This window comes from Providencia sp. 6390 (genome assembly GCF_058148425.1).
In genome coordinates, this window is sequence record NZ_JBYVYL010000011.1 from 145,411 (window position 1) to 165,726 (window position 20,316).

The following is a 20,316-nucleotide window of genomic DNA, read 5'->3' on the forward strand; positions in this document are numbered from 1 at the left end:
GAGAGTCGATCTTCCTATTCCTTAATAATCATAGATGATGAAAAATAAAATTTAAAGAGCGTAAACCGATGGTATTTATATGATTATTATTTTTCAAAGTCATTTTCGGTGTGTTGAAAATTAAACATTAATAGCATCGTTAAATGACAATGAATATAAAGTGCTAATTAAGTTTTATTTAATTGACGTCATTTTTACTTTTATTAAAACTAATTGTGAGTATACTTTTTTTACCAACTAAAAATAAAATTTAAACTTATTATCAATTCTTGACTGGTATTAACATCAGTCTCTTATCATCTAAGGGAAAAGGCTAAGCCAATGTGTTGGCTTAAGAGTGGAAGCATTCATCATCGAAGCTGCTAAAGCGGAGAAACCTTTCTATGCCTTTAAACAGTCAAACATCCTGTGTGATCACCATTTCGGATGTTCCTACCACCAAACGGATCTTAGTGATAGATGTTGGCGGCACTCACGTCAAACTCTATACCGCGCCGAATACGGCTGCGATTGAATTTGTTTCTGGGCATGAGATGACACCAGAACAATTTATTCAGGATATTAATCAATATGTTGATCCATCGTCATTTGATGGCGTGAGCATTGGCTTCCCATCGCCTATTTCAGGTAATCGTATCCTTAAAGAGCCAGTGAATTTAGGGCGTGGCTGGGTTGGTTTCGATTTAGTAAATGCCTTTTCATGTCCGATACGTTTGATTAATGATGCCGCCATGCAAGCTGTTGGTAGCTATGAAGGCGGCAGCATGTTGTTTTTAGGGCTAGGAACGGGGCTGGGAAGTGCTTTGGTGGTAAACCAGCAATTACAGCCAATGGAAATCGCCCATCTGCCATACCTTGAGCACGATTATGAATACTATGTGAGTGAACACTATCGTGGGTCCGTTGGCGATGAGGTGTGGCGAAATAGCGTATTGACGATTGTGGACTATTTTTATCAAGCATTAATGCCGGACTACATTGTGATTGGTGGCGGTAACGTGCATCACTTTACTGAACTACCTGAACATGTCCGACGTGGAGATAACGACAAAGCCTTTCTTGGTGGGATCAGAATTTGGGGAAATAACCTATGAATCAATCATCTGTAAATCAGCTTCAACTGGGTTTTATTGGACTTGGCAGAATGGGTGCTGCGATGGTGCGTCGTATCCAGCAAGCAGGCATTTCATGTGTGGTGTACGATCAAAATGCGGCTATTCGCCAACAATTGCCTGATAGCGTTATTTTTAACAGCTCTCTTGAGGAGATGGTAAAAAATATGCAAGCGCCAAGGCATATTTGGTTGATGCTACCGGCAGCTGTTGTTGACACCGTTATTGCACAGCTCAAGCCATTATTAGAGAAAGGTGACACGCTGATTGATGGTGGTAATTCTCATTTCACTGAAGATATTCGTCGCGCCAATGCATTAAAAGCGGAGGGGCTGAATTATATGGATGTTGGCGTAAGTGGCGGCGTATGGGGTGAAGAACGTGGTTATTGCCAAATGATTGGTGGGCCGAAAGAACACTATCAATACTTAGAACCGGTTTTTCGTGCATTAGCACCGGGTGTGGATGCGGCCCCGCGTACCGAAGGTAACAACGGCGAACCTTCTCCTGCTGAACAAGGTTATTTATATTGTGGGCCTAGTGGTGCCGGCCACTTTGTTAAAATGGTACACAATGGCATTGAATATGGCTTGATGGCGGCTTATGCAGAAGGTTTGAACATTCTTAAGCACGCAGATCAAGGTTTAAATCCAGTTGCTGCTGATGCAGAAACTGCACCGCTTGAACACCCTGAATATTATCAATACAAGCTACCAGTTGGTGAGATCAGTGAGTTGTGGCGTCGTGGTAGTGTAGTTGGATCATGGTTGCTCGATCTGATCGCTCAAGAGATGCATCAATCACCTGATTTGGAAAATTATGCAGGCCGTGTCTCCGATTCAGGTGAAGGCCGCTGGACATCCACTGCGGCAATCGACCTAGGGGTCCCCGCACCAGTGCTAACGAGCGCGCTCTATTCACGCTTCACCTCTCGCGATAATGACCTGTTTGCTGATCGTGTTCAATCAGCAATGCGTCATGCATTCGGCGGCCATAAAGAAAAATCAGTGGATCAAGGGGGCGATAAATGAGTCGTCTTTCTTTAGTGATCTTAGGAGCAAGTGGCGATCTCACCAAACGCTTATTGATGCCATCGTTATTTCGTCTGCATCGGCTGGGGTTGATCCCTGATCTGAATATTATTGGTTATTCGATTGATAAGTGGGATCGCGATGCTTTTTTAAAACATATTCATGATGCCCTTGCTGAGTTTATTAATGATTTCAATGAATCAGAATGGAAAACGTTCAGTGAGCATTTAGATTTTGTCAGTGGCTCCCTCGAAGCGGATGCATTACGAGCGCTTGAAAATAAATTAACGCCATCAGCTTTGTTTTACCTTGCATTGCCGCCAACGCTGTTTGGGCAAGCTGCACAAGCGATTGGTGAAGCAGGGTTATCCAAAGAAGACGGTGACAACTGGCGACGTATTATTATTGAAAAACCATTCGGCACCGATTTAGCTTCTGCAAAAGTATTGCGTGAGCAAGTCCACGCTTATTGGAACGAATCGCAAGTGTATCGCATTGACCACTTCTTAGGTAAAGAAGCCACCCAAAACCTAATGATTTTCCGCTTTGCGAACCGTGTATTGGCACCCGTTTGGAATGCGGAACATATTGAACAAGTACAAATTACCTATGCAGAAACGCTGGGAGTTGAAAACCGTGCAGTGTATTACGACCACTCGGGAGCGATGCGCGACATGCTGCAAAACCACTTAATGCAGCTGTTAACATTAGCAGCGATTGAGCCATTAGGCCGCTGGGATGGTGAAATTCTCCGTGACCATAAAGTAGAAGTGCTGAAATCGATTCGTCCGACCGATGATATGAATGCAAATGATTGGGCGGTACGCGGACAATATTGTGCAGGGCAAGTGAATGGTGAAACGGCGACGGACTATTGCAATGAGCCGGGGATCCCTGTGGATACCAACACAGAAACCTTTGCTGCATTACGGATTGAAATTGACAACTGGCGTTGGAAAGGCGTGCCGTTCTATTTGCGTAGTGGCAAGCGCTTAGCGAATAACTATGCTGAAATTGCGGTGCAGTTTAAAGCCCCCGCAGGGGCATTACCGGGTGGCGTTGAAGTCGATAATAATTGGCTAGTCTTTAGGCTCTCACCCACTATGGGTATGGATATGCACATGACGGCAAAATTGCCCGGTATGCATTTGAATACGCATGGCATCACACTAAGTGCACCTTATACTCAGCCCGGCCAATATGAAGTATCAGCCTATGAGCAGTTGCTGATTGATGCGTTGAACGGTGAGGGGGCTCACTTTTTACGCTTTGATGAAGTTGAATGGGCATGGCGGATCATTGATCCTGCATTAAAAGCTTGGCAGCAAGGCATGCCTGATCTGTATAAAGCGGGAACTCAAGGGCCTGATACACAATCAAGAATTATGCGTTCGGGGCACCAATGGCGTTCTCTCTTCGAACAGGAGAGCAGCGAATGAGTGAGCAACAAGCGCCCGGCGGCCCGGGTAGCACTGCAACATGGACCAGCAGTGCAAAAGATATGGTAGGAACGGCGATAGGGCAAGGTCGCGTATGGTTTACTGTAGGCTATGGTATCTTAAATGAAGTCTATTGGCCTTCTTGCAGTACACCGCATATTCGTGATTTAGGCTTTATCATTGCAGGGGATGATTTTTGGTCTGAAGTAAAACGGGTCAATCAATATGAGCTGACTACGCCATCATCTTCTTTGCCGATCCCTAAAATTGTTCATCATCATGAACGCTACCGCCTTGAATTAGAAATCATCACGGATCCTGCACGTGATGTGCTACTGATTCGGTATCACCTTGAAGGTGAAGGGCTTAGGTTATATCCGCTGTTAGCACCCCATATCGGTGGTGATGGAGATGATAATTATGCATCTATCACTCCTCAAGGCTTAGCCGCTCATAAAAAAGGGCGCTATTTAATATTAGCTGCGGAAAACGGTTTCAACCGTGCTAGCGTGGGTTACGTTGGCAGCTCTGATGGATGGCAAGACTTTAGCCAAAATGGGTATATGAGTTGGGAATACCAGCAAGCAGGGCCGGGTAACCTCGCGATGATGGGGGAACTCAATCATAATTCAGGCGTGTTAGCGTTAGCGTTTTCGGACAGTGCGCAAGGTGCAGCAACGCTGGCGGACAGCTCGATTGCCGCAGGCTACCAAGAAGCACGACGCCAATATGCATATTTATGGGCGGCATGGAATGAAACGGTCAATTTCCCTGGTTTGGATAAACTACCTAAAAACTTATCTGATGCAGTGCGCACTTCGATTGCAGTGATCAAAACTCACGAAGGGCGCACTTTCCCGGGTTCATTAGTCGCAAGTTTAAGTACTCCGTGGGGTGATACCCATAAAGATGCAGGTGGCTATCATCTCGTGTGGCCTCGCGATTCTGTTGAAGTTGGTTTTGCCATGTTAGCTTGTGGCTTGATCGCAGAAGTACGTGCACTGATGGCTTATTTGATTGCTATTCAGCAGCCAGATGGTCACTGGATGCAAAACAATTTCACTGATGGTCAACCATATTGGCAAGGCATTCAGCTAGACGAGGTGGCGTTACCGGTACTTTTTGCCGCGAAACTGCATGAACAAGGGTTACTGGGTGAAATGCAAGGTGCTGCGATCCACATGGCACGTAAAGCATTGGCATTTATTGCGCAATATGGGCCTGCTAGCCCACAAGATCGCTGGGAAGAGAATGCAGGTATTAACCCGTTTACTTTGTCGGTTTCCATTGCAGCATTGGTTGCTGGGGCAAAGGCTGGCTTCCTCGAAGAGGGTGACAAGCAATATGCGCTTGATTTAGCGGATGATTGGAACGAACGCCTTGAATCATGGGTTTATGTAAAAGATACCAAACTCGATCGTGAATCAGAGATAGCTGGGCACTATGTTCGTTTGAACCCAAATTGTCATTCAGCGCGTTTTGGCGATGTGATGCTGCGTAACCGCAACAACGAAACTATCAACACACGAGCGCTGTTAGGCATGGAGTATCTGTATTTAGTTCGTTTAGGCTTACGTAGAGCGACAGATAAGCGAATTGAAGATACGACGAAATTGGTTGATAAGTTGCTGTGTGTGCAATTACCTGCTGGGCCATACTATTATCGTTATAACGAAGATGGTTATGGTGAACATGAAGATGGGCGTGCATTTGACGGTAGTGGCGTTGGGCGTTTGTGGCCGCTATTAAGTGGTGAACGAGGGCATTATGCAGCCGCTTGTAAGCAAGATGTCACGCCGTATTTAAATGCGATTTTAGCCTCTGCCAGTACTGGTGGAATGTTACCTGAGCAAATTTGGGATCAGGAAAGTATTCCTGAACGAGGGTTGCTCACCGGAAGGCCAAGTGGTAGCGCCATGCCATTGATTTGGGCACATGCAGAGTTGATTAAGCTAATTTATGTGCAAAAAACAGGTATTCCGATTGAGCAATTAAAATCGGTTAGTGGGCGCTATGGTATTCAACCACCCGTCGCGCGAGCACGCCATTGGCGTGATAGCCAACCTTGTGGCTTCGTACCTACCTCTCATGAGCTGTGGATTGAAGCACAAGAGCCATTTGTTCTGCATTATGGTTATGACAATTGGCAGGATATTCAAGAGCAGAGCAGCCAACCTCTTGGTCTAGGGCTTTATGGTGTTACATTAGATGTCAGCACATTAGCCGGAAAATCGCTGCAATTTACTCGCAGGTTCGACGGCCGTGGCTGGGAAGGCCGCGACTGGTACGTGGATATCAAAGCTTAACGACCGCAGACAAACAAAATACGTTTGTCTGCGGCATGAGGCACTCGTAGCATCGAGTGCCTCATGTTGTTGACGAAGCGGGATAAAAGCGCGGTTTTTCCGCTCCGTGTTATCAGCCGAAAATCAATGAATTGATTTTCCTTGTTTATTTCAAAAACCGTAACGACCGCAGACAAATAAAATAATGATGTTGACTATTATTCCATATTTCTTTCATTTTTTATCAAAAATCGATTTATTTACGCAGCAATCCCTAGTTTTTATCATCGAAGAATATTGTTGAAGTCGATAAACTCGAAAAGAGTATCCTGAATGTATTATTTTAATGCTCTTATTCATTACTCTAATTAATGGATGAGGGTTTCCCCATATTTTATACTCATATTAGGCGTACATGTTCTACGTCGATTAATAGTAGAATCTATGGGGTTGGTCTAATAATGATTAAATTTGTATCGAAAACATTAACAAAATAAATAATAAATAAAATAAACTATATTTAATGTTAACTATTGCTAATGTTATCTTAATATTAATAATTAACCTCAATATTAGCCTGATTAATCTTATTTTGAATATTTGTTTATATTTATTTTAACTAAAGACTCTCAGTTTTATCCTAATTATTTGTTTATTGAATAATCATTTATTCATATTTAATTAGTCATTTTTTGTTTTTTAATAAACAGATAAAGCCCAGTATAGTTATTGATTGGCATATGTAATTTGGCCATTTTCCTTCGAAATAATTAGCTGTAATTAAAAGAGTTATTGTGAAAAAAATAAACAATACTCATGATATGTGTTTCATCTTTATCATTGTTATTAACACCATAAACTTTCACTATTTAATTAAGGGTCTAATCATATTGTGAGTATTCCATGATGTTTAATCTCTCTACGACTATACTAATTGTTTGACTTTCCTATAACTTTAGACTTTCTGCAACATATGGTTGCAAAAAACATTTATATTAAGTGATGATTTACTATTGACCATAAGCAGAATTTATATAGGATGTTCTGAAACAAAGTAAAATATCAAATATAAATAATTATCTATTTTTTACCACCGGGACAATTTAACTCTTTTAGTGAGTGAGAAATTACTCATTAGGAGTCCTATGCTCTGAATTTATTATTCATTATAATTTTGAGCGTTTTTTAATCATGCAATAAGATTTTAAGCTAATAAGGAGCTTAACTTATAATGAGTAAAAAAGATCTCGGTAGCGTTGCGCCAAAAGAAAGAATTAATATCAAATATACACCTAATGATGGTGGAGCCAAATCTGAAATAGAGTTGCCGCTTAATATGCTGATCGTAGGTGATATGATCGGTCGAACAGAGGAAACTCCAATTGAAGAGCGTAAGGCAGTTTCAGTAAATCAGAATAACTTTAATTCAGTGATGGAAAGCGCTGGAATTAGTTTGAATATCAATGTTGAAAATACACTTGATGAGAAAAGTGATTCTGAACTTAACGTCAATTTAGATATTAAATCTCTACAAGATTTTTCCCCTGATAATGTTGCACGCCAAGTTCCTGAATTGAAAAAATTATTGGAACTGAGGGAAGCGTTAGTCGCCTTAAAAGGTCCTCTTGGCAATATTCCTGCTTTTAGAAAACGTCTGCAAGAGCTTCTAGAAAATGAAGATACTCGTGAGCAGCTGTTGAAAGAGCTCGATATCGCTAGCCAAAAATAATGTTTATAGAGGATTATTTCATGTCGTTAAATAGTGAAACTCAGGAACAACAAGTTGCCTCATCATCTAGCGGATCACTGCTCGATGAAATTATGGCTCAATCACGCATGTCGCCTGAATCAGAAGCTTATGGTATTGCAAAACAAGGTGTCGCTGCATTTATCAGCAATATCTTTGCTAGCCAAAATGAAGATGAGCAAATCAATAAGCTATTGATTGATAAGATGCTGGTTGAATTGGACAACAAATTAAGTGCTCAAGTTGACCAAATTCTTCATGCGCCTAAATTCCAAGAATTGGAATCTTCATGGCGCTCATTGAAATTGTTGGTTGACCGCACTGACTTTAGAGAAAACATCAAAATTAATATTCTTCACGCAACCAAAGAAGAGTTGTTAGAAGATTTTGAGTTTTCTCCTGAAATTGTTCAATCAGGGTTCTACCAACATGTTTACTCATCAGGCTATGGACAGTTTGGTGGTGAGCCTGTGGCAACAGTTGTCGGTAACTATGCCTTCAACAACACCACTCCTGATCTGAAATTAATGCAATATGTCAGCGCGGTTGGCGCAATGGCACATGCTCCATTCTTATCATCAGTAGCGCCTAATTTCTTTGGTATCAACAGCTACGCTGAGCTGCCAGCAATCAAAGACATTAAATCTGTTTTTGAAGGCCCAGCACATACCAAATGGCGCTCTTTGCGTGAAGCGGAAGATTCACGTTACCTGGGATTGACTGCGCCGCGTTTCTTGTTGCGTTTGCCATATTCACCAACAGATAACCCAGTTAAGCTGTTTAATTACAACGAAAATGTAAAACAAGATCATGATCATTACCTGTGGGGTAATACTGCGTTCTTGTTAGCAAGCTGCATTAACGACAGTTTTGCGAAATATCGTTGGTGCCCAAATATTATTGGCCCACAAAGTGGTGGAACAGTGAATGATTTACCTGTGCATGTGTTTGAAGCCATGGGTGAATTACAGGCTAAAATCCCAACTGAAGTTTTAGTCACTGATCGTCGCGAATTTGAATTGGCGGAAGAAGGTTTTATCACATTGACGATGCGTAAAGGCAGCGATAATGCGGCATTCTTCTCTGCAAACTCAGTGCAAAAGCCAAAAACCTATCCAAATACCCATGAAGGTAAAATTGCAGAGACCAATTATAAATTGGGAACTCAATTACCTTACATGTTCATTATCAACCGTTTAGCGCATTACATTAAAGTGTTGCAGCGTGAACAAATCGGCTCATGGAAAGAGCGCCAAGATTTGGAACGTGAACTGAATATCTGGTTGAAGCAATACATTGCTGATCAAGAAAACCCGCCAGCAGATGTGCGTAGCAAGCGCCCACTGCGTTCAGCACAGATCCAAGTTCTCGATGTCGCAGGGGATCCTGGCTGGTATCAAGTCGCAATTCAAGTTCGCCCTCACTTTAAGTATATGGGTGCAAACTTTGAGCTGTCGCTTGTTGGCCGCTTAGACAAAGAGTAAGCGTCATGGCCGCTAACTATAACTGGGAGTCTTCGGAGACTGCCAGTTTATTTGAGCGCATCCAAGGGAAGAGCTCTGGCTCTTCTCATCACGCTCGCATGGATGCATTGGTTAAATCAATCAAGCAAAACTTAAAGCAAATTTTGAATAGCCGGCCTGATGCTTGCCAAAGTTCAGCGGACTTGGGTGTGCCTGATTTAAATGACGCAACGCAAGCCGCAATGGATTTTCGCAAGAGCTTGGAAAACTCCATCACAGAATGCATCAGAGCTTATGAGCCTCGTATCAGTAATGTACAGGTCTCATTTATTGAAAGCGATGCCGATGCATTGTTGCTCCAATTCAGCATCATCGCTTTTATTGATTTAGACAACCAGCGCCAACTCATCGAATTTAGCATGCAGCTCGACAATAATCGGCGATACCAATTGAAACAGTTCTAATATGCCCTCAAGCCCATATTTTGAAAATGAACTAAAGTACCTGCAAGAACTCGCTCGCGAGGTCGCAGTAGAAAAACCTCACCTCGTTGATTTATTGTCCAATCAACTACAGGATCCTGATGGTGCACGCTTGATGGAAGGGGTTGCCTATCTTTCAGGTAATTTGCGTGAACAGCTAGACAGGCAGTTTTCTGAGTTAACGAGCAGCTTAGTGAATATGCTGTGGCCTGCGTACGCACGTCCTTTTCCAAGTATGACGATTGCAGAGTATTGTGTGGATGCTCATGTACTGAATCAGGCAAGTAAAGTCGCGGCAGGTCATCCTTTTGTGGCAAGACCATTGTATGTACAAGGGGACAACCCCAATTCAGACAGCTTGCATCAATGTCGTTTTAGCCAATGTCGAGACCTTTGGTTACTGCCTGCAAAAATTTCACAGATACAACAGAATACCGCAAGCATTGAGATTGTCTTTCAATTAGATAAGCCCCGCGTGCTGGCAGAAATAGGGTTAGATAAGTTACGCGTTCATTTGAATGGCGCAACCTATACCACCAACCAGTTGTTTTATCTATTAAGTCATAAAGTTAAGGACGTAACATTACTAGCTGAACATCATCGGTTGCCATTAGATAATTTTGCTGCGGCTCCTGTTGGTTTCAAAAAAGAAGACGCCTTACTGCCTTACCCTAAAAATAGTTACGATGGCTATCGGATCTTGCAGGAGTATTTCTGCTTCCCTGAAGCCTTTATGTTTATGGATTTTAAAGGGCTAGATGATCTTCCTTTAGCATTGAATACGGACTCATTTAAACTTGTTATCAATTTTGATTGTGAAATCCCCGATGCCGTTGTGATCCGCAATGACAGTATCAAACTTAACTGTGTCCCCATCGCGAATCTTTTCCCTATTGATAGTGAGGCAATTGACCTAACAGGGAAAAATGATGATTACGTATTGAGTGCGAGTTACCGTACTCCGCTGTGTTACGATATCTTTTCGATTAACCAAGTACAGGGGCTAAGGTATCCACAAAACGCCACACCTTATGCTGTTAATTACACGGCGTTTGAAAGTTTCCATCATCAAAGCCACAACCTTAAAGATAAAAATCACGGTTACTATCGATTAAAAATCAATCATGCGAAAGAAGGCGCTGGCTATTCTCACACCCTGTCTTTTGTGCGTGATAGTGAGACGAAATTACAGCATTGTGAAGAAACCGTTTCCGTTTCTCTAAATTGCACTAACCGCAATGTTGCTTCACGCCTTTCAACCCATGCAATTTCTCTTGATAAGAACTGGATCCCTGATGGCGTGGTATCAGCCAGTAATTTGTTCAAGCCAACCATGCCGTTATACCCCCTATTGGGGCAAACATTGTATTGGTCTGAATTAACTAATCTTTCATTGAATTATCAATCGCTGCTGAATTTAACGTCGTTAAAGCAAATACTGCAACTCTACGATCTTCCCGCGGTGTTTCATCGTCAGACGGCAAGGCAGTCTCAGCAATGTTTAGATGCACTGATTGACTTGCAAACCACGCCAATTGAGCACGCTTACCGTGGGTTACCTGTTCGAGGCTTGAAAACAACGCTAACTGTGCGCCAAAGCGCCTTTTTGAGTGAGGGCAGCTTGTATCTATTCTGCACCGTGATTGCCCAATTTTTTGCTCTGTATACCAGCGTGAACATGTTTCATGAACTGGAAGTCTTCAATATCGATAACAAGGAAACCTATCGGTGGCCAGCTCAAATCAATCAGCAAACACTGAGGTAATCGAGCGCTGGCTAGATAAGGCTGGCACTTCTGTTACTGATTACAACTTTTATCAACTTGTTGAACTACTCAATAAGCTGAAAAACGAATCTGAACAAGCAAAAGCGGATGAGCTGCTCCGTTTTAGATCGTGCGCCAATATTGCCTTTCCAACGAGAGATGTGATCTCGGTTGAGAAGGACCCGCAAGGGCATTTTGAACTTGAAGTCTCTTTTTTAGGTTTGCATGGTAGCCAGTCACCACTTCCTAGCTATTACCTTGATGATTTCGCTTGGGAAGATGCTCAGCAGCTACCCGGTGTGACCGATTATTTGAACCTGTTCAACCATCGGCTAGTTTCTCTGCTACATCGTATTTGGCGCAAGTACCGCTATTACATTTGCTTTGAAAATGAAGGCGTTGATTCATTCTCTCGCTATATGTTTTCGCTGGTGGGATTAGGGAATGAAGTCAACCGCGAGCGCGTGCATATCAACCATAGCAAGATGCTAGCTTACGCGGGGTTATTAGCCAGTCCAAGCCGTTCGCCTGATGTAATTAGCAGTTTAGTTGCACATTGTTTCGACCTTGATCATGTCGATGTGATTGGTTGGGAAACGCGTAAAGTGCCGATCCCTGAAAATCAGCAAAACAGGCTTGGTGTGATTTCACATCAAGCAGGGAAAAAATCACAACCTCGCATGCTACTTGGTGAAAACTTCAGCTTGGGTGCGCACATTTACGATTGTAACGGCAAATGCACTATCGAGCTTAGTGAATTATCACTTGAGCGTTATATGGCTTTTTTACCGAATGGCGCTGATTTTCTGCCTCTTGTTGCCTTTGTGTCTTACATCTTCCATGAGCAATTAGCGTGGGATTTACGGTTAAAGATAGCAGAAAAACAAGCAGAAGGGCTGTGTTTAGGCCGCCAGCAACACAACCAATTAGGGTGGCAAAGCTTCTTAGGTAAGCCTGAACAGCGGCCTAATGTCACCATCACTGTACTGGAATAAATCGCATGGATAAGTATTTACCTACAATTTCATTTCGTTTGATAAATAGTGAACTACTCGAAAGCGGTCATGTTTCGAGTATGACATTTTCGCAAGACGGCGGGCAAATTGGTAGCAGCCCGCAATGTGAATGGCAGATACAAGATAGCCACAATTCCATTGCACCAGTGCAGTGCTCTATCCTATGGAAGGATAAACATTTTTGCCTTAAAGCCAGTACCGAATCGGTGTATGTCAACAAGGCAATTGTACCGAGTTATCTCGATGCAGTTAGGCTTGCTCATGGTGATCAAATTAAAATTGGTCAACTTAAGTTATCTGTGAATATCAATTTAACAGGGCAACTTCAAGAAGACTTAATGGCGGTGACGCCACAGTCACTGGTTTCAAGTAACAGCAATCCACTTGATTCTTTGTTTGATACTTCACCGGCTCAGTCTTATGAACCGACTCATTATGAACTCGCACCAACAGTGCAAGGTTCGCTAACTTATGACCCACTTCAAGCACTAGAAAATGAGAGCCTAAGTCTCATTTCACAGACGAAACAGCAATCTGCCGATTCACTATTGATGAATGGCACCCATTTCGCTCAATTTTCTGCCAACCCATCTTCAGATAATCAAGGGAACACCATGGTTCAGGAATTTATGGATTTACCAAAAATCACACCAACACACGATGACTCGATTACCGATATTGAGCACGTAGCTGTAAACCCATTAATGCAGGGGCTTGGTATTCACTTGAATCTACAAACCTCGCAGCAAGCGAATGATTTTTTAGTGGAATTGGGAAAAACCGTTCGCTCTGCAGTTGAAGGTTTACTGGCGTTACAGCAACAGCAAGAAAGTTTACAAGATAAGCAATTACGACCGATTGAAGACAATCCTCTGCGTCTTAATAGCAGTTATCAAGAAACAATGGCGTTGATGTTCACTGATGAACGCAGCCCTGTGCACCTTTCTGCACCTTCTGCGGTAGCCGAAAGCTTACATAATATGCAGTTGCACTATCAGGCCAACCAGGCCGCCATTTCTACTGCGCTGTCCACCATGTTAGCGGCGTTTTCACCTGAGCATTTATTAAACCGTTTCGCGCACTACCGCCGTGCATCTGATAACACATCGACCGATGATGCTTGGGCTTGGGAAATGTACAACAACTATTACAAAGAACTGTCTTCTTCGCGCCAGCAGGGCTTTGAAAAATTGTTCTATGAAGTTTACACCCATGCTTATGACAGAGCCTTAAGAAAAGGGCTTGAGGAAGCGTAATATGCGTGTACACACCTTACTCGGTTACCTATTTTTACTGTTTTCCATGGTGGTTCTCAGTGGTTGTACTAAGCCATTAGAAGCGGTATCGAAAATAGGTCAAGTTATCTTAGATCCGTCGATCCCGATTGGGCCGCCGGAAGATAGGCCATCAACGATTTCTCTAACCATTTTAGCTGAGCCAAACATCAATCCGAATCAGGATGGTGAGGCGACACCTATCAACTTACAAATTGTTTATATGAATGAAGATTCTCTGTTTGCTGCGCTCGATTTTGATCAAATTGAGGAGCAAGACGGAAATCTCGAGAAAGTACTGAAAAAGAACTATATCGACCATCAGGACTACACCATTTTACCGGGTCAATATAAGCCGTTACCGAATATCGAGCTTTACCCTGATAACCGTTATATCGGTGTGATTGGCTACTACTCCGACCCCGACAATGCTGAATGGAAAAAAATCGTCAAGGCTCGTGGTAAGGGGCGCCATTACTTCCTCCTAGCGCACATTAGAGGAAATGAAATCGAATTTAGACAAGAGGAAGATGATTAGTATGTCGACAAAAAATAGAGTGATTTGGCGCGAAGGTTTATTTATTAAGCCACAACATTTCCAACAACAGCAACGCCATCAAGATTATGTCACGGAAAGCATACTGAAAAGTTATATCTCACATTATTGGGGGTTAACTTCACTAACCATGAGTGAAGAACTGTACAGCATGGGGCGTATTGGCATCAAAGATGCTGCTGGTGTGATGCCTGATGGTACCGTTTTTTCATTGCCTGAACAGGACATTCTTCCTCAGCCGATTGATATTAAAAACATCAACGAAGGTGATAACAATGTTATTTACCTCGCATTTCCTTTGGTTAATAGCACAGTTAATGAAGTGTCGACTGAACATAGCGGTAACCGTTTGTTATCACGTTATAGCGATAGCATGGAAGACGTGCGTGATTTGCACACGGAAGGGGGTGATGTGAGCCCAATTCATGTGGCTAAATTGAGACCTATTTTAAAACAAGGCTCCAAGGAAATGGACGCCTATGTCACTCTACCTATTTGTAAAATCAGAGAGCGTGGCGCTGATGGCGGTTTAACCATAGAGACTGATTTTATTCCTGCTTGTTTAAATATACGTATCTTTCCGGTGCTGAGTGAATTTTTAGTTGAGCTACAAGGGGCTCTATTTGAGCGAGCAAGACAAATTGCTTCACGTATTGGTTCTCCGGGGCAGCAAGGTGTTGCGGATGTCGCTGAGTTTCTGATGTTACAGGTAGTGAATCGCACCTATCCATTGTATAGCCACTATATCCAAGAGCCTGTTATTCATCCTGAAAGGCTGTTCCGTGATCTGCTGGAGTTATGTGGTGAATTGCAAACATTTACCAAAAGCTCTCGCTTATCGGAAACTGTTGCTAAATATCAACATTTTAATTTAGCCGCCAGTTACTTTCCGCTCATTAAAGATATTAGGGAAGCGTTGAGTGTGGTGCTAACACCTCGTGCCGTTTCTATTCCAATGGAAATTCAAGATCACGGTATTCGTGTGGCAACGATCCACGACAAACTGCTATTACAAAAAGCGACCTTTATCATTGCGGTTAAAGCCAATATGCCACAAGAGCAGTTACGTTTGCAGTTTCCGCAACAATCGAAGATCACCTCAGTGGGTAACATTCGTAAAGTGGTCAGTGTACAGGTTCCAGGTGTCAAATTGGTTGCGCTTTCAACTGCACCACGCGAGCTGCCATACCACTCGGGTTATAACTATTTTGAACTCGATAAAAACTGTGATGTGTGGCAAGAGATCAAACAGCATTCCAACATGGCATTCCATGTATCCGGCAACTTCCTTGAGTTGGATATCCAATTATGGGCGGTAAGAGGTGGGTTAGATAATGACTAATGCCGCTTTCCTCAATGACTATGTCAAACCGAATCGTTCACAAAAAAATTATCAGCTGCCGCTGAGAGGCAACAGCATCAACCCCATGATTGATGCTGCAACGCCATTGCTTGGCATGGTGTTGAGAATGAAAGCCATGTCTGAGACACCGCTGTCAGACAAGCTTTATCAGCAGGTAGTGACGGATATCACTTCAATAGAACAGCAGCTACAAACTCAAGGTTATGAACCGGGAGCCATCGTTTCATTCCGTTATGTACTGTGCACCTTTATTGATGAAACCGCATTGGGCTTAGGTTGGGATCAGCAGAATGATTGGATCAAGCAGTCATTACTGGTGCATTTTCATAACGAGTCTTGGGGGGGAGAAAAAGTATTCGTATTAATCGAACGGTTACTTGGTGAACCTAAACGTTACCTTGATTTGTTGGAGTTTATTTATCTGTGTTTGTGCCTTGGCTACCGCGGTCGCTACAAAGTGACGACGGGGCAAAACGATGAATTCAATCACTTACTAAGGCGCTTACAGAAACAAATTCAACAGCTGAGAGGTGATGCAAAACCTATCGTTCTCTTTGATGAAGGCGGCAATAAACACCATCGCTACCGCTTAGGTAAGCGCTTCGGTGTCCGCTATATCGTGATTGCTGTGATGGTTTTGGCAGCAGTAATTTACACCATTTACTCATCGCGACTGAATCATCAGACACTCAGCATCGTGGAACAACTTAATACATTACTCGGTTAGGACGCATTATGATTCAGATTGATCTTTCGACATTGGTTAACCGCTTACATCCTATTGCCAAGCATGCGCTAGAAAGCGCAGCAGCATACTGCGTGAGCCACCAGCAACCTGAAATTACGGTTTCGCAGTTTTTTCAGCAATTGGTCGAAACACCATTAACTGACATTCGCCTGATCAGCCATAAAGCGGATTTAGATGTCATCGAATTGGTTGAGTTGCTTGAAGTACAAATTCCACCACACCATGCAATCACCCAAAGCTACCCAAGTTTCTCGCCATTATTGATTGAATGGATGAAAGATAGCTGGCTATTAGCTTCAACCGAATATAACCATAGTGAGCTGCGCTCAGGTACCTTATTTTTAACTTTACTGCAAATGCCACTGCGTTACCTGTCGAAACCCGTTGCTGATTTGCTATCTCAAGTCAATCGCGAGCAGCTACGACTGAATTTTGACAGCTGGACGGCAGGTTCGGCGGAAGCGCCTTTAACAGAAGCACAGCAGCAAGCAGGAGAAAGTCGCCCTACGGATACACTACTGGCGAAATTCACTCAAAACATGACCCAACAGGCCCGTGATGGCCAATTAGATCCCGTTTTATGCCGTGACCATGAAATTGATTTGATGATCGACATTTTATGTCGCCGCCGTAAAAACAACCCTGTGGTTGTGGGGGAGCCGGGGGTCGGTAAGAGTGCGTTGATTGAAGGGTTAGCACTACGCATCGTTGCAGGTGAAATTCCTGAAAAGCTACGTGGTTGTGAATTAATGACATTAGATCTTGGTGCGTTGCAGGCCGGCGCAGCAGTTAAAGGTGAATTTGAAAAACGCTTCAAAGGCATTATGCAGGAAGTCAGCCAATCGCCACATCCAATTATTCTCTTTATTGATGAGGCACATACTTTGATTGGTGCAGGTAACCAACAGGGTGGCTTAGATGTGTCTAACTTATTGAAACCTGCGTTAGCGCGTGGTGAGTTACGCACCATTGCGGCGACAACTTGGAGTGAGTACAAAAAGTATTTTGAAAAGGATGCCGCTTTAGCACGCCGCTTCCAACTGGTTCAAGTTAAAGAACCAACCGCGGCAGAAGCGGTGATCATCATGCGTGGGTTACGCTCTATTTATGAAAAGGCGCATCAAGTATTTATTGATGATGAAGCACTACGTGCCAGTGCAGAGCTGAGTGAACGCTATCTTTCTGGGCGTCAGCTTCCAGATAAAGCGATTGATGTCCTTGATACTGCGGGAGCACGGGCAGCCATTAACCTCTCTTCGCCACCGAAAAAGCTCTCTTTGTTGAAAACCGAATTACATCAAATCGGTATGGAAATGGAGGTGTTACAGCGCGAGCAGCAGTTAGGCTTGAATGATCACCGTATTCGCCTTGATGCTTTGGCTGAGCAGGCTGAAGCCATCAATCAACAAGTTGAAGAGCTACAAATGGCGTGGGAAACCCAACAAGCCATTGTTTCACAAATTGTTGCACTAAGAGCACAGTTACTTGAAAGCGATGAGCAGCTTGCCATCAATGACAGCTTGGTGCTTAAAGAACAGCTAAAACAGCTTAATGAGCAGCTCAATGAGCTGCATGAGCAGCATTTGTTGGTATCACCACATGTTGATAAAAAACAGATTGCCGCAGTGATCGCTGAATGGACAGGCGTGCCACTAAACCGTCTATCACAAGATGCTTTATCCGTCGTTACCGAACTGCCTGTTTACTTAGAACAAACGATCAAAGGCCAATCGTTGGCCATTGAATGTTTGCATAAGCATTTATTGACAGCTCGAGCTGATTTGCGTCGCCCAGGACGCCCTCTTGGTGCATTTTTGTTGGCAGGGCCAAGTGGTGTGGGTAAAACCGAAACGGTGATCCAAATCGCTCAATTGATGTTTGGTGGTACTCAGTATCTGACCACAATCAACATGTCTGAATTCCAAGAAAAACATACGGTTTCACGTTTAATTGGTTCACCGCCGGGCTATGTCGGTTACGGTGAAGGTGGGGTGTTAACTGAAGCTATTCGTCAGAAACCATACTCTGTTGTGCTGTTGGATGAAGTGGAAAAGGCGCATCCAGACGTGCTGAATTTATTCTATCAGGCGTTTGATAAGGGTGAATTAGCCGATGGCGAAGGTCGAGTGATTGACTGTAAAAACGTAGCTTTCTTCTTAACGTCTAACCTTGGTGATCAAATCATCACGACTTATGCAGATAGGCCAGATGAGTTGCAGGATGCCCTATACCCTGAATTAACGGCATTCTTCAAACCTGCACTTTTGGCGCGTATGGAAGTGATCCCTTTCTTACCGTTGCCATTAGAGGTCTTACAACAAATTGTCAGTGGCAAACTTGCTCGTTTGACATCACTGCTTGAACAACGTTTTGGTGCTCAAGTTGAGTTGGATGACAGTGTGGCAAATGAAATTCTGCGTCGTGCTTCTCGTGCTGAAAATGGCGCACGAATTCTTGAGTCAATTATCGATGGGGCATTATTACCGCCGCTATCACTGCTGTTGCTCCAACACAGTGCGAAAAATGAAGCGATTGATCTCATTCAATTATCCACACAGAACGATGAGTTCGTTGCAACGGTGAACGCGGAACTATGAAATCACGACTGAAAAATGCCCTAGCATTACTTGAGTGCACTAACTTAGATGTGTTAGCGAGCCAATTTTTGGCATTCAGCTTCACACGCAGCCCATATAGTGCCCTTGTTGTTTCATTAATTAACCAACCTGAAAACCGTTTACAAAGTTGGAGTATTAAGCAATGGGGTCAAGTTGAGCAAGGGTATTTGGATGTCGATATTAGCGATGCTGATCATCCGTTGATCCAGCTAATATCGAAAGGGCAGGTGGTGTTGTGGGAAAACTTAAAACAAGGCACCCACATCAACGATCGCCATTTTCACCAGTTTGTGGCGGAGCTCCCGCCGGGTACAGGACTCTATAGCCTACCACTGAGAGATCTGCGCAATAAAATCTGTGGTGCGATCACCTTGTTTGGTCAGGCACTCGATATGGAAAGTTACGAGCAAGGCATTTTTCCTATTTACTGTGCCTTATTTCATCATCAGCTCAAAAGCATCCTTGAGCGGTCACACACCCAACAAAAAATTGCTCATCTGCAATATCTCAATTCGTTACAGCAAGATCGTGAGCGACAGTTACAAGCTGCGGTCAACGCATTGACGAGCCCAGTTGTGCCAATAGGGAATAACAATCTCTCTGATTTTAAACAAATAGATGACTTAACTGTCGCAACGGAGCATTACGAAGAGCAAATTTTAAAAGACCGACAGCAACAATTCGATGGTGATTTCGAAGCGATGGCATCGAGCCTGAATTTATCAAAGCGGTCCCTAATCTATAAATTGAAAAAATATGGGAGCATGAGATGAACATTTCACCGCTAACAGGGGGGCTAATCGCTGCTTTACTGGTTACGGCAATGGCATCAGCGGAAAAACTCGACCCGCAAGCGCTAACCCAAGCGTTGTCCGAGTGTCGTTTGGAGTCATCACAACTGATCCGCTTGGCCTGCTATGACAAGATCATGGTGGACTCACCCGCAGAGACGCAGCTGGATCCAAGCCAAATGGGCAAGGCGTGGCGCCAAGCCATGGAACATGAAATGCACCGAGAAGATAACAGCGCAGGCTTCTTAGTGACGGTTCCTGAAACGGGAGACTACCCCGTCATCATGACCATACCCGCGATTGGTTTTGCGCCACCTCGTCCCATCATGATGATCAGCTGTATTGACAATATCACTCGGTTACAAGTGGCACTACCACGCCAGCAAGAGGCAGGTAGCGTGATGCTAACTACCGATAAAACCCAATTTACTGCTGACTGGTTTCTGCGTGAAAACGGCTACGTTTTGGAATCCAGCCGCGGCATTCCTGGGATTGATGAAATTAAAAGACTGCTAAATAGCGAAAAATTAACGTTAAAACTCGCCAACAATGACCGACTGACTTTCAATATTTCAGGCATGTCAGAAGAGATCAAACCATTAAGGGTAGCTTGCCACTGGTAATTA

Annotated in this window: 16 protein-coding genes; all 16 read left to right on the forward strand. The window is 43.4% G+C overall.

Going from position 1 to position 20,316, the window contains the following annotated elements:
- The first annotated feature begins 383 nt into the window (after positions 1–383).
- The gene (locus AC3Z9T_RS19635; RefSeq protein ID WP_490127772.1) at positions 384–1,094 is read left to right on the forward strand and encodes an ROK family protein; all 711 of its coding nucleotides are present in this window, start codon (positions 384–386) and stop codon (positions 1,092–1,094) included.
- Positions 1,091–2,143: a phosphogluconate dehydrogenase (NAD(+)-dependent, decarboxylating) gene (gnd, locus tag AC3Z9T_RS19640; RefSeq protein ID WP_490127773.1), complete on the forward strand. Its 1,053-nt coding sequence runs from the start codon at positions 1,091–1,093 to the stop codon at positions 2,141–2,143. Before AC3Z9T_RS19635 ends, gnd begins: the two co-directional genes overlap by 4 nt.
- Positions 2,140–3,582 (forward strand): glucose-6-phosphate dehydrogenase, encoded by a 1,443-nt coding sequence (zwf, locus tag AC3Z9T_RS19645; protein ID WP_490127774.1) that lies wholly within the window; start codon positions 2,140–2,142, stop codon positions 3,580–3,582. Before gnd ends, zwf begins: the two co-directional genes overlap by 4 nt.
- Entirely contained in the window at positions 3,579–5,888 is a 2,310-nt protein-coding gene (locus tag AC3Z9T_RS19650) for a glycoside hydrolase family 15 protein (RefSeq protein ID WP_490127775.1), read from the forward strand. The genes zwf and AC3Z9T_RS19650 overlap by 4 nt, the downstream gene beginning before the upstream one ends.
- 1,210 nt (positions 5,889–7,098) lie before the next feature.
- Positions 7,099–7,596 (forward strand): type VI secretion system contractile sheath small subunit, encoded by a 498-nt coding sequence (gene tssB / locus AC3Z9T_RS19655; RefSeq protein ID WP_070929533.1) that lies wholly within the window; start codon positions 7,099–7,101, stop codon positions 7,594–7,596.
- A 20-nt stretch (positions 7,597–7,616) separates the two neighbouring features.
- On the forward strand, positions 7,617–9,098 hold the full coding sequence (gene tssC, locus AC3Z9T_RS19660; RefSeq protein WP_490127776.1) for a type VI secretion system contractile sheath large subunit: 1,482 nt from the start codon (positions 7,617–7,619) through the stop codon (positions 9,096–9,098).
- Positions 9,099–9,103: 5 nt separating this feature from the next.
- Complete coding sequence (tssE, locus tag AC3Z9T_RS19665; RefSeq protein WP_490127777.1) at positions 9,104–9,541, forward strand: type VI secretion system baseplate subunit TssE; 438 nt, start codon at positions 9,104–9,106, stop codon at positions 9,539–9,541.
- 1 nt (position 9,542) lies between these two features.
- Entirely contained in the window at positions 9,543–11,324 is a 1,782-nt protein-coding gene (gene tssF / locus AC3Z9T_RS19670; RefSeq protein WP_490127778.1) for a type VI secretion system baseplate subunit TssF, read from the forward strand.
- Complete coding sequence (tssG, locus tag AC3Z9T_RS19675) at positions 11,288–12,319, forward strand: type VI secretion system baseplate subunit TssG (protein WP_490127779.1); 1,032 nt, start codon at positions 11,288–11,290, stop codon at positions 12,317–12,319. The genes tssF and tssG overlap by 37 nt, the downstream gene beginning before the upstream one ends.
- Before the next feature lie 5 nt (positions 12,320–12,324).
- On the forward strand, positions 12,325–13,596 hold the full coding sequence (gene tagH / locus AC3Z9T_RS19680; protein WP_490127780.1) for a type VI secretion system-associated FHA domain protein TagH: 1,272 nt from the start codon (positions 12,325–12,327) through the stop codon (positions 13,594–13,596).
- A 1-nt stretch (position 13,597) separates the two neighbouring features.
- Positions 13,598–14,152: a type VI secretion system lipoprotein TssJ gene (gene tssJ / locus AC3Z9T_RS19685; RefSeq protein WP_490127781.1), complete on the forward strand. Its 555-nt coding sequence runs from the start codon at positions 13,598–13,600 to the stop codon at positions 14,150–14,152.
- A 1-nt stretch (position 14,153) separates the two neighbouring features.
- Positions 14,154–15,512, forward strand: a complete 1,359-nt coding sequence (gene tssK, locus AC3Z9T_RS19690) for a type VI secretion system baseplate subunit TssK (protein ID WP_490127782.1) — start codon at positions 14,154–14,156, stop codon at positions 15,510–15,512.
- Positions 15,505–16,260, forward strand: coding sequence for a type IVB secretion system protein IcmH/DotU (gene icmH, locus AC3Z9T_RS19695; RefSeq protein ID WP_490127783.1), 756 nt, complete (start codon positions 15,505–15,507; stop codon positions 16,258–16,260). The genes tssK and icmH overlap by 8 nt, the downstream gene beginning before the upstream one ends.
- 8 nt (positions 16,261–16,268) lie before the next feature.
- Positions 16,269–18,878 (forward strand): type VI secretion system ATPase TssH, encoded by a 2,610-nt coding sequence (gene tssH / locus AC3Z9T_RS19700; RefSeq protein WP_490127784.1) that lies wholly within the window; start codon positions 16,269–16,271, stop codon positions 18,876–18,878.
- Positions 18,875–19,672 carry a Fis family transcriptional regulator gene (locus AC3Z9T_RS19705; RefSeq protein WP_490127785.1) on the forward strand — a complete coding sequence of 266 codons (798 nt, stop codon included), beginning with the start codon at positions 18,875–18,877 and terminating at the stop codon, positions 19,670–19,672. The genes tssH and AC3Z9T_RS19705 overlap by 4 nt, the downstream gene beginning before the upstream one ends.
- Positions 19,669–20,313 (forward strand): type VI secretion system-associated protein VasI, encoded by a 645-nt coding sequence (gene vasI / locus AC3Z9T_RS19710; RefSeq protein WP_490127786.1) that lies wholly within the window; start codon positions 19,669–19,671, stop codon positions 20,311–20,313. The genes AC3Z9T_RS19705 and vasI overlap by 4 nt, the downstream gene beginning before the upstream one ends.
- The last annotated feature ends 3 nt before the right edge of the window (positions 20,314–20,316 follow it).